We start from the raw sequence: 7,781 nt of genomic DNA, 5'->3' as shown, positions 1-7,781 counted from the left end.
CGGCCCGCAGCAGCCGGCCGGCGGCGGCGACGCCCTCCGCCAGCGCGCCGGGAGCGCCGGGCGGCGGCAGCTCCTCGGCGGCCAGGCGGGCGGCGTCCTCGTCGTCCAGACCGAGGGCGGCGGCCAGGTACGCCGCCGTCGTGCCCGCGGCGGGCGGCGGAGCGGCACCGTCGGCGGCCGCGGTCGGCTCGGGTTCGTCGCCGCGGCGGGCCTTGCGGCTGCGTCGCGCCCCCGCGCCCTTGGGCGCCCGCCACCCGGGGCGGGCACCGAAGCCCCGGGGGTCGTCATGGGCGGCGGGGGTCACGGGGACGATCATCGCACCGGCGTCTGGGACGGCGGGCCACACCCTCGGCGGCGGGTGGACGTTCGGTCGGTGGGGCGGTCGCTGGACGGGCGTCGCGTGGTCGGCGAGGATCGCCCGGACCGCCGCGGGCCGCTCGGCACGGCGCCGGTCGACCGTCGACCCGACCCGGAGCCGCGATGACCGCCGTCCACCGCACGCCCGAGGAGCGCTTCGCCGCGCTGCCCGACTTCGCCTACGAGCCCCGTTACCGGGAGTGGGAGGGCCTGCGGCTGGCGCACCTCGACGCGGGGCCCGCGGACGGGCCGGTCGCGCTGCTGGTCCACGGCGAGCCGACCTGGTCGTTCCTCTGGCGGCGGACGATCGCGCGGCTGGTCGCCGCCGGGATCCGCTGCGTGGCGCCCGACCTGCCGGGGTTCGGGCGGTCCGACAAGCCGACCGACGTCGGCTGGTACTCGTACGACCGGCTGGTGGCCTCGCTCGTCGACCTGGTCGACGGGCTCGACCTGCGCGACGCGACGCTGGTCTGCCACGACTGGGGCGGACCGGTCGGGCTGCGGACGGCGGCGCTGGAGCGGCCGCAGCGGTTCGCGCGGCTGGTGGCGATGGACACCGGGGTCTTCGACGGCCGCCAGACCATGAGCCCGGCCTGGCACGCCTTCCGCGAGTTCGTCGCCAGCGCCAGCGAGCTGCCGATCGGGATGCTGGTGAACGGCGGCTGCGCGACCGACCTGGCGCCCGCGGTGGTGGCCGCCTACGAGGCGCCGTTCGACCGGCCGGAGGCGACCGCCGGGGCTCGCGCGCTGCCGCTGCTGATCCCGCGCACGCCCGACGACCCCGGGGCGGCGGCCGGCGCGGCGACCCAGGAGGCGCTGCGAGCCGACGGCCGGCCGCAGCTGGTGCTGTGGGGCGCGGAGGATCCGGTCCTGCCCGCCGACCCGCTCGCCCGCCTGATCACCGAGCGGCTGCTGACCCGGGCCGGCGCGCCGCAGCTGATCGCCGGCGTCGGCCACTTCCTGCCGGAGGACGCGGGGGAGGAGGTCGGCGAGCGGATCGTCCGCTGGCTCGGGGGTGGGTGAGAGGCCCGAGTCTGCACAGGATCCGCACATCGCAGCGACCCGCGCCGCACGTGACCGCCCGTAGCATCGCCACCGATGAGCCGGCGGACGATCGTGGTGGTCGAGGACGAGGCGACGATCGCCGGCGCGGTCGCCGCCCGGCTGCGGTCCGAGGGCTTCGCCGTCGAGGTCGCCGCCAGCGGTCCCGAGGGCGTCGAGCTGTGCACCCGGCTGGCGCCCGACCTGGTCGTCCTCGACTGGATGCTGCCGGGCTACGACGGGATCGAGGTCTGCCGCCGGATCCAGGCCGACCGGCCGCTGCCGGTCCTCTTCCTGACCGCTCGCGATGCCGAGGCCGACGTGCTGGTCGGCCTCGGGATCGGCGCCGACGACTACCTGACGAAGCCGTTCAGCCCGCGCGAGCTGGTGGCGCGCGTCCACGCGATCCTGCGGCGCAGCGCACGGACGGCCGAGGCCGCCGCGCCGGCCCGGATCACGCTCGGGCGCTGCGTCCTCGACCTCGAGGGACGGCGGCTGCTGCGCGACGGCGAGCCGGTCGCGCTGACCCCGACCGAGCTGGACCTGCTGGCGACGCTCGCCGGACGACCAGGCCGGGCCTTCACCCGCGACGAGCTGCTGGCCGAGGTCTGGGAGTGGCGGGCCGGCGGCTCGACCCGGACGGTCGACTCGCACGTCGCGGCGCTGCGGCGCAAGCTCGGCCCGGGCGTCGTCCGGACGGTCACCGGCCACGGCTACGCGCTGGGGGATCAGCCGTGAACCCGCTCGACCGCCTGGGATCGCTGAAGCTGAAGCTCGGCCTGGTGATCGTGCTGGCGATCTGCGTCACCGCGGGCACGATGCTGGTCGCCGCCTGGCTGGACGTGCGGCTGCGCTACGGCGCGCTGACGGCGTTGGTGCTGTCGCTGGCCACCGTCCAGCTGGTGGCGCGCGGGACGATCTCGCCGCTGCGGCAGATGAGCCGCGCCGCCGACGCGATCGCTCGCGGAGAGCACGGCCAGCGGGTGGCGGTCACCACCCGCGACGAGGTCGGGCAGCTCGGCGTCGCCTTCAACCGGATGGCGGCGGAGTTGGAGCAGACCGACCGGATCCGTCGCGATCTCGTCGCCGATGCGGCGCACGAGCTGCGCACCCCGCTGAGCGCCCTGCGCGCGGTGCTGGAGAACGCGGTCGACGGGGTCGAGCCGGTCGATCCGCCGGCGCTGCTGGCCCAGGTCCAGCGACTCGGCGACCTGGCCGACCAGCTGCTCGACCTCTCGCAGCTGGAGGCCGGCGGAACGGTCCTGCGCCGTCGCCCGTTCGCCGTCGACGAGCTGCTGGCCGACGCGCGGGCGATCGACGGGGTGGTGGTCGATGCGCCGGCCGGCCTGCGGGCCGACGGCGATCCCGACCGTCTGCGCCAGGTGCTGGCCAACCTGCTCGACAACGCCCGTCGCCATGCCCCGGGCGCGCCGGTGACGGTCCGCGCGGCGGCCGGGCCCGACGGCGGACTGCGGCTCGATGTCGAGGACAGCGGTCCCGGCTTGGTCGGCGACGACGCCGAGCGGCTGTTCGAGCGCTTCGCCCGCGGCGACCGGTCGCGATCGACCGGTGGGGCCGGACTGGGCCTGGCGATCGCCCGCTCGATCGTCGAGCTGCACGGCGGCGCGATCCACGCCGAGGCGGCCGTCCCGCGCGGTTGCCGGATGGTCGTCGAGCTGCCCTAGCGCCGCCGCGCCGTCCGGCGCCTGCTCGTTCTCGTCTCGTCCCTCGTCCGAAAGAGGAGTCATCCGCATGTCCCGAACCGCGCTGCTCTGCGCGTCGATCGCCGCTGCCCTGGCCGCGACGGCGGTCGCCGGCCAACGGGTCGGCCTGGCGCTGACCGTCGTCCTGCTGCTGACCATCGCCGCCGGAGCGACGGCGGCCCCGAGGGCGGTCGACCGGCCGCTGCTGGCGCTGGCCGTCGCGCTCGCGCTGCAACCGACGCTGCGGGACGCCGGCTGGGTGGTGGCCGTCGCGGTCGCTGGTTCGCTGGCGGCGACCGGCGCCGCCGTCGCCCGTCCACCGCGCTGGTCGGCGATCGCCCCGGCGGTGCTGGCGCCGCTGCGGCTGCCGGCCGGTCAAGCGCTGGTGGTCCGCAGCGCGCTGGCCGGCGCTCCGCGGGTCTCGGCGCGGCAGGGGGTTGCGGTGGTCCGCGGCCTGGCGGCGGCAGGAGCGCTGGTGGTCTGCTTCGGCGGCCTGTTCGCCTCGGCCGACCCGGCGTTCGCCGATGTCGCCGACGGGCTGCTGCGGGTCGACCGCGACCCGGCCGACCTGCTCTGGCGGCTGGCGCTGGCCGCGGCGGTGGCCGGGGTCGCGGGCGCGTTGGCCCGGGCGGCGCTGGGCGGTCCGCGGGCCGCGGCTGGACCGGTCGCCGGCGGAGCGGCGGACGGGGAGGCTCAGCGGGGGAGGACCGAGGCGCTGATCGCGGTCGCCGCGCTGGTGCTGCTGTTCGTGGCCTACCTGGCGGTCCAGCTGCAGGTCCTGTTCGGCGGCGACGAGTACGTGCGGCGCACGACGGGCCTGGGGTACGGGGAGTACGCGCGTCAGGGGTTCGTGCGGCTGCTGGTGGTGGCGGTCCTGACGCTCGCCGTCGTCGGCGTGCTGGCGCGTCATCGCGACCGGGCGGTGCGGGCGCTGCTGGGAGCGTTGTGCGTCCTGACGCTGGTGGTGCTGGCGAGCGCCGAGCTGCGGTTGCAACTGGTGCAGGACGCCTACGGCCTGAGCCGGGTCCGCTACGGCGGGCAGGCGGTGCTGCTGTGGCTGGCGGCGGTCCTGCTGCTGGTGCTCGCGGCCGGCGCGCATCCGGCGGTGGCCCGTCGCGCGCCGCGGATCGCGCTGGTGGCAACGGCCGCGGCGGTGCTGGTCTTCGCGGTCAGCGACCCGGACCGCCGGATCGCCGAGAGCGCGGTGGCGCGGGCGGCCGCCGGTGGGACGGTCGACGTCGACTACCTGAGCAGCCTGAGCGCCGACGCGCTGCCGGCGGTCGAACGATTGGCTCCCGGCCGCGAACGGGGCGCGGTGCTCTGGGCGCTGCGGGCCGATCTGCGGCGGCCGGACGGCGTGGCGGGGTGGAACCTGGCGCGGATGCGGGGGCGGTGAGGGCCGGATCAACAGCCGATCCGGTCGAGGGTCGCGCGCCCGGCCTGGTCGGAAAGGCCGGGCGATCCGGGCTCCACGGTGACGGTGCGGCGGACGGGGCGGCCCAGGCGGCCGCTGGTGTCGAACAGCCGCAAGGCGATCATCAGCCGCGCACCGACCGGAGCTCGAACCGTGCGGCGGTGCTCGCGGACGACCTCGAAGGCGATGCACGTGCCGTGCCGGGGCCGGAGCCGGCGAGGGCGGCTCATGGGAACGTCGGCGAAGTGGTGGCGGCCGATCCGCACGTTGCCGCGGCGCTCGGCGGGATCGACGAACGCGTCGCTGCGCAGCCAGGCGGGAACGGTGAGCGGGTCGCGGTCGACGCGGAACAGCACGACGTACTCGAAGTCGCCGAGCCGGGTGCCGGCGTTGCGGACGATCACCGGACCGGCGAGCACGTGAGTGCGGAGCGCACGCGGCGGGCGCGCGGGCGGTGCGGTGGCGGTGATCGCGCCGAGGACGACGGCGAAGGCGGCGGCGATCATTGGGGCGAGCCTACGGCGCCCGACGAGGGCCCCGGAACGACGAAGGCCCCGCGGTGCGGGGCCTTCGAACCAGTGCGGATGAGAGGACTCGAACCTCCACGGTGTCACCACCACACGGACCTGAACCGTGCGCGTCTACCAATTCCGCCACATCCGCGTGGCGTTCCGCCGATCACGAGGACCCGCGGGGACGAGCACCATAGCGCATGGCTTCGCGCTGCGACGTCCCGCCCCGGCCCGGCGACGAGACGACACGGCCTGCGATCCGCTGCTATAAATCCCCTCCCCGCGCCGCTATCGTCTAGGGGACTAGGACGCCGCCCTCTCACGGCGGAAACCGGGGTTCGAATCCCCGTAGCGGTACCTCTCGAAACCCTCGCTCAGCGGGGGTTTCGTCGTTGCGGGAGCGACCATCGGAGCCGCAGGCGCCCGGCGCCGGCGACCGCGGCACCGACCACCATCAGCGCCGGACCGGCACCGGCCCAGAAGGGGCCGTGACCGGGCACCAGGACGTCCAAGCGCGGCGGCCGTGCGACGCCGAAGACCCCGGCGTAGGCGTCCTCGCCGATCGAGCGGTCGAAGAACGCGAAGTCCGGGAGCGTCGGCCCGACGATCAGGCCGACGGCCACGAGCAGGACGCCGGCGGCGAGCAGCGCGAGGCCGATCCGGACGGTTCGCCGGCGACCGTCGTACGCGGAGCGGGCCAGGTGGCGCCGCCGAGACCTCGCGCCGATCACCGCCGACACGCCGCCGGCCAGCACCAGGACCGTGCCGGCCCCAGCCCAGAAGCGGCCGTAGCGGAGGTCGAGCACCGTCCACCGCGACGGCGGGAAGTACGAGCCGCCGACCTCGAACGACTGTCCCACGGACTCATCGAAGTACGCGCCCTCGAAGCCGAACTCGCTCGGTCCGAGGGCCAGGCCGACGACCACGAGCAGGACGCCGGCGACGAGCAGCAGGAGACCGATCCGGATCACAGGGAGGTCATCGTCACACGGCGGGCGGGCCTGGAGGGGCGCGTCGCGTTTCCCGCCACCCCGCCCTGGAGCCGGAACGAATCGAGCCGCCTCGAAGGGCGGCTCGACGGGTGAGGGGGAGCTCCCCCCAGACGGCTGATACCAGGCCAATGGTAGCGCTGGCGCTCCGCCCAGCGCGGCAAACATCTCGGGCATCGCCCCCGACCCACCCTCCGCACCGCACCGGACCCGCCCACTACCCTCGAACGCGTGGTCGCCACGCCGTCGCCGTCGCCGCATCCCGGTCGCCGCTTCGCGCTGCGGATCGTCGTCGCCGGCCTGATCGTGCTGCTCGCCGTTGGCGCGGGGGTGGCGATCGTGATCTGGAAGCAGGCCGACGACATCGGCGGGATCCTCGAGGGGGCCGACGATCCGGGCCTGACCGGGGTCCTCGACGACGTCCGCTCGGGCGAGGCGCAGACCATCCTGCTGGTCGGCGACGACCACCGCTTCGGCGACGCCAAGGGCACGCCGACGCGGTCAGACACGATGATGCTGATCCGACTCGATCCGGACGCCAAGGCCACCACGATGCTGTCGCTGCCGCGCGACCTGGAGGTCGACCTGCCCGGCCGCGGCACGCGCAAGCTGAACGAGACCTACGCCGGCGGGCCGCGCAACCTGGTCCGGACGCTGAGGGGACTGCTCAGCACCCCCGGCGAACCGTTCCGGATCGAGCACTACGTGTCGATCCGCTTCACGGCGTTCGCGCAGGCGGTCAACGAACTGCGCTGCTTCTACGTCGACATCGATCGCCGCTACTTCAACGACAACGCCGGCCTGCCGCCCGGCAAGCGCTACGCCGAGATCGACGTGCCCGCCGGCTACCAGCGGCTCTGCGGCGAGGACTCGCTGGCCTACGTCCGCTTCCGCCACCTGGACAACGACCTGGTCCGCGAGGCCCGCCAGTCCAACTACCTGTCCGAGGCCCGGAGTCAGATCGCCGCCACTCGGATCTTCAGCGACCACAACGACATCCTGCGGGCGATCCAGCCCTACCTGACGACCGACGTCCGCGGTTCCCGCGACGTCCTCGGCGTGGTCAAGCTGGCCGCCAACATCGCCGGCAAGCCGACCGAGAAGATCCCCCTCGCCACCCGCGACGTCGCCGGCGGCAACGTCGCCGCCACGCCCCAGGCCCTGGCCCGCGCCGCCCACCAGTTCCTGCACCCCGACAGCGTCCCGGGCGGGGCCCACCGCCGCGCCCGCGACGCCGAAGGCCAGGGCACGCCGGCTCCGCGCTCCAGGCCCCGCCGGCGGCGCGCCGCCACCCCGCCGACGGTCGTCGCCGACGGCGGTGCCGGCAAGCGGCTGGTGGCCGGCGAGCTCGCGCCCCGCACGCCCTTCCCGATCCTCTACCCGACCGCGATCGAGCGGCGGTCGCGCTACGACGACGTCTCCTCCCGCCCCTACGACATCGCCGCCGCCGACGGCAAGACCTACCCCTGGCCGGCCTACCGGATCGTCGTCGCCGAGAACCCCGCGATCGGCCAGTACTACGGGATCGAGGGCACCACCTGGCGCGATCCGCCGATCCTCGACCTGGCCGACGACCAGGAGCGGATCGGCGGCCGGACGTTCCTGGTCCAGTACGACGGCCGCAAGATCCGGCGCCTGATGCTGCGCACCGATCGCGGCACGTACTGGGTCTCCAACACGCTCTCCAACGCCCTCGGCAACGGCGAGATGCGGGCCCTCGCGCGTTCCCTGGCCGTCTACCGCGGCTGACCCCGCGGGGCCACGT

7 protein-coding genes, 2 tRNA genes and 1 pseudogene are annotated in these 7,781 nt (G+C 75.4%); 6 read left to right on the top strand and 4 right to left on the bottom strand.

The features are described 5' to 3' along the window. Positions 1–304: pseudogene (locus SH587_RS20105) on the bottom strand (hypothetical protein); the annotation flags it as partial. Positions 305–480: 176 nt separating this feature from the next. Between SH587_RS20105 and SH587_RS20100 the strand changes: the two are divergent. From SH587_RS20100 to SH587_RS20085, 4 genes are all read left to right on the top strand, one after another. Then, the gene (locus SH587_RS20100; protein WP_320672442.1) at positions 481–1,380 is read left to right on the top strand and encodes a haloalkane dehalogenase; all 900 of its coding nucleotides are present in this window, start codon (positions 481–483) and stop codon (positions 1,378–1,380) included. A gap of 75 nt (positions 1,381–1,455) precedes the next feature. Next, positions 1,456–2,136 carry a response regulator transcription factor gene (locus tag SH587_RS20095; RefSeq protein WP_320672441.1) on the top strand — a complete coding sequence of 227 codons (681 nt, stop codon included), beginning with the start codon at positions 1,456–1,458 and terminating at the stop codon, positions 2,134–2,136. Then, positions 2,133–3,083 carry a sensor histidine kinase gene (locus SH587_RS20090; RefSeq protein WP_320672440.1) on the top strand — a complete coding sequence of 317 codons (951 nt, stop codon included), beginning with the start codon at positions 2,133–2,135 and terminating at the stop codon, positions 3,081–3,083. The genes SH587_RS20095 and SH587_RS20090 overlap by 4 nt, the downstream gene beginning before the upstream one ends. Before the next feature lie 67 nt (positions 3,084–3,150). Next, positions 3,151–4,497, top strand: a complete 1,347-nt coding sequence (locus tag SH587_RS20085) for a DUF4153 domain-containing protein (protein WP_320672439.1) — start codon at positions 3,151–3,153, stop codon at positions 4,495–4,497. Between the two features lie 8 nt (positions 4,498–4,505). On the opposite strand, the gene SH587_RS20080 is transcribed toward SH587_RS20085, so the two are convergent. Together SH587_RS20080 and SH587_RS20075 are read right to left on the bottom strand one after the other, a co-directional pair. After that, positions 4,506–5,021, bottom strand: a complete 516-nt coding sequence (locus SH587_RS20080; protein ID WP_320672438.1) for a hypothetical protein — start codon at positions 5,019–5,021, stop codon at positions 4,506–4,508. A 73-nt stretch (positions 5,022–5,094) separates the two neighbouring features. Continuing rightward, positions 5,095–5,178: transfer RNA gene (locus tag SH587_RS20075), tRNA-Leu, on the bottom strand. Positions 5,179–5,311: 133 nt separating this feature from the next. On the opposite strand from SH587_RS20075, the gene SH587_RS20070 reads away from it, so the two are divergent. Further along, positions 5,312–5,384: transfer RNA gene (locus tag SH587_RS20070), tRNA-Glu, on the top strand. Between the two features lie 17 nt (positions 5,385–5,401). On the opposite strand, the gene SH587_RS20065 is transcribed toward SH587_RS20070, so the two are convergent. Then, positions 5,402–5,998 carry a hypothetical protein gene (locus SH587_RS20065; protein WP_320672437.1) on the bottom strand — a complete coding sequence of 199 codons (597 nt, stop codon included), beginning with the start codon at positions 5,996–5,998 and terminating at the stop codon, positions 5,402–5,404. A gap of 249 nt (positions 5,999–6,247) precedes the next feature. On the opposite strand from SH587_RS20065, the gene SH587_RS20060 reads away from it, so the two are divergent. Then, positions 6,248–7,765: an LCP family protein gene (locus SH587_RS20060; RefSeq protein ID WP_320672436.1), complete on the top strand. Its 1,518-nt coding sequence runs from the start codon at positions 6,248–6,250 to the stop codon at positions 7,763–7,765. Positions 7,766–7,781 lie beyond the last annotated feature (16 nt).

This window comes from Patulibacter defluvii (assembly GCF_034096925.1).
Classification (GTDB): domain Bacteria; phylum Actinomycetota; class Thermoleophilia; order Solirubrobacterales; family Solirubrobacteraceae; genus Patulibacter; species Patulibacter defluvii.
The sequence above is the reverse complement of the archived record's forward strand: the minus strand, read 5'-3'. Positions and strand labels throughout refer to the sequence as shown.

What these genes read in the sequence shown, in the direction of transcription:
- SH587_RS20080 (WP_320672438.1), bottom strand. Translation starts at nt 5,021, where the DNA reads ATGATCGCCGCCGCCTTCGCCGTCGTCCTCGGCGCGATCACCGCCACC.
- SH587_RS20100 (WP_320672442.1), top strand. Translation starts at nt 481, where the DNA reads ATGACCGCCGTCCACCGCACGCCCGAGGAGCGCTTCGCCGCGCTGCCC.
- SH587_RS20085 (WP_320672439.1), top strand. Translation starts at nt 3,151, where the DNA reads ATGTCCCGAACCGCGCTGCTCTGCGCGTCGATCGCCGCTGCCCTGGCC.
- SH587_RS20095 (WP_320672441.1), top strand. Translation starts at nt 1,456, where the DNA reads ATGAGCCGGCGGACGATCGTGGTGGTCGAGGACGAGGCGACGATCGCC.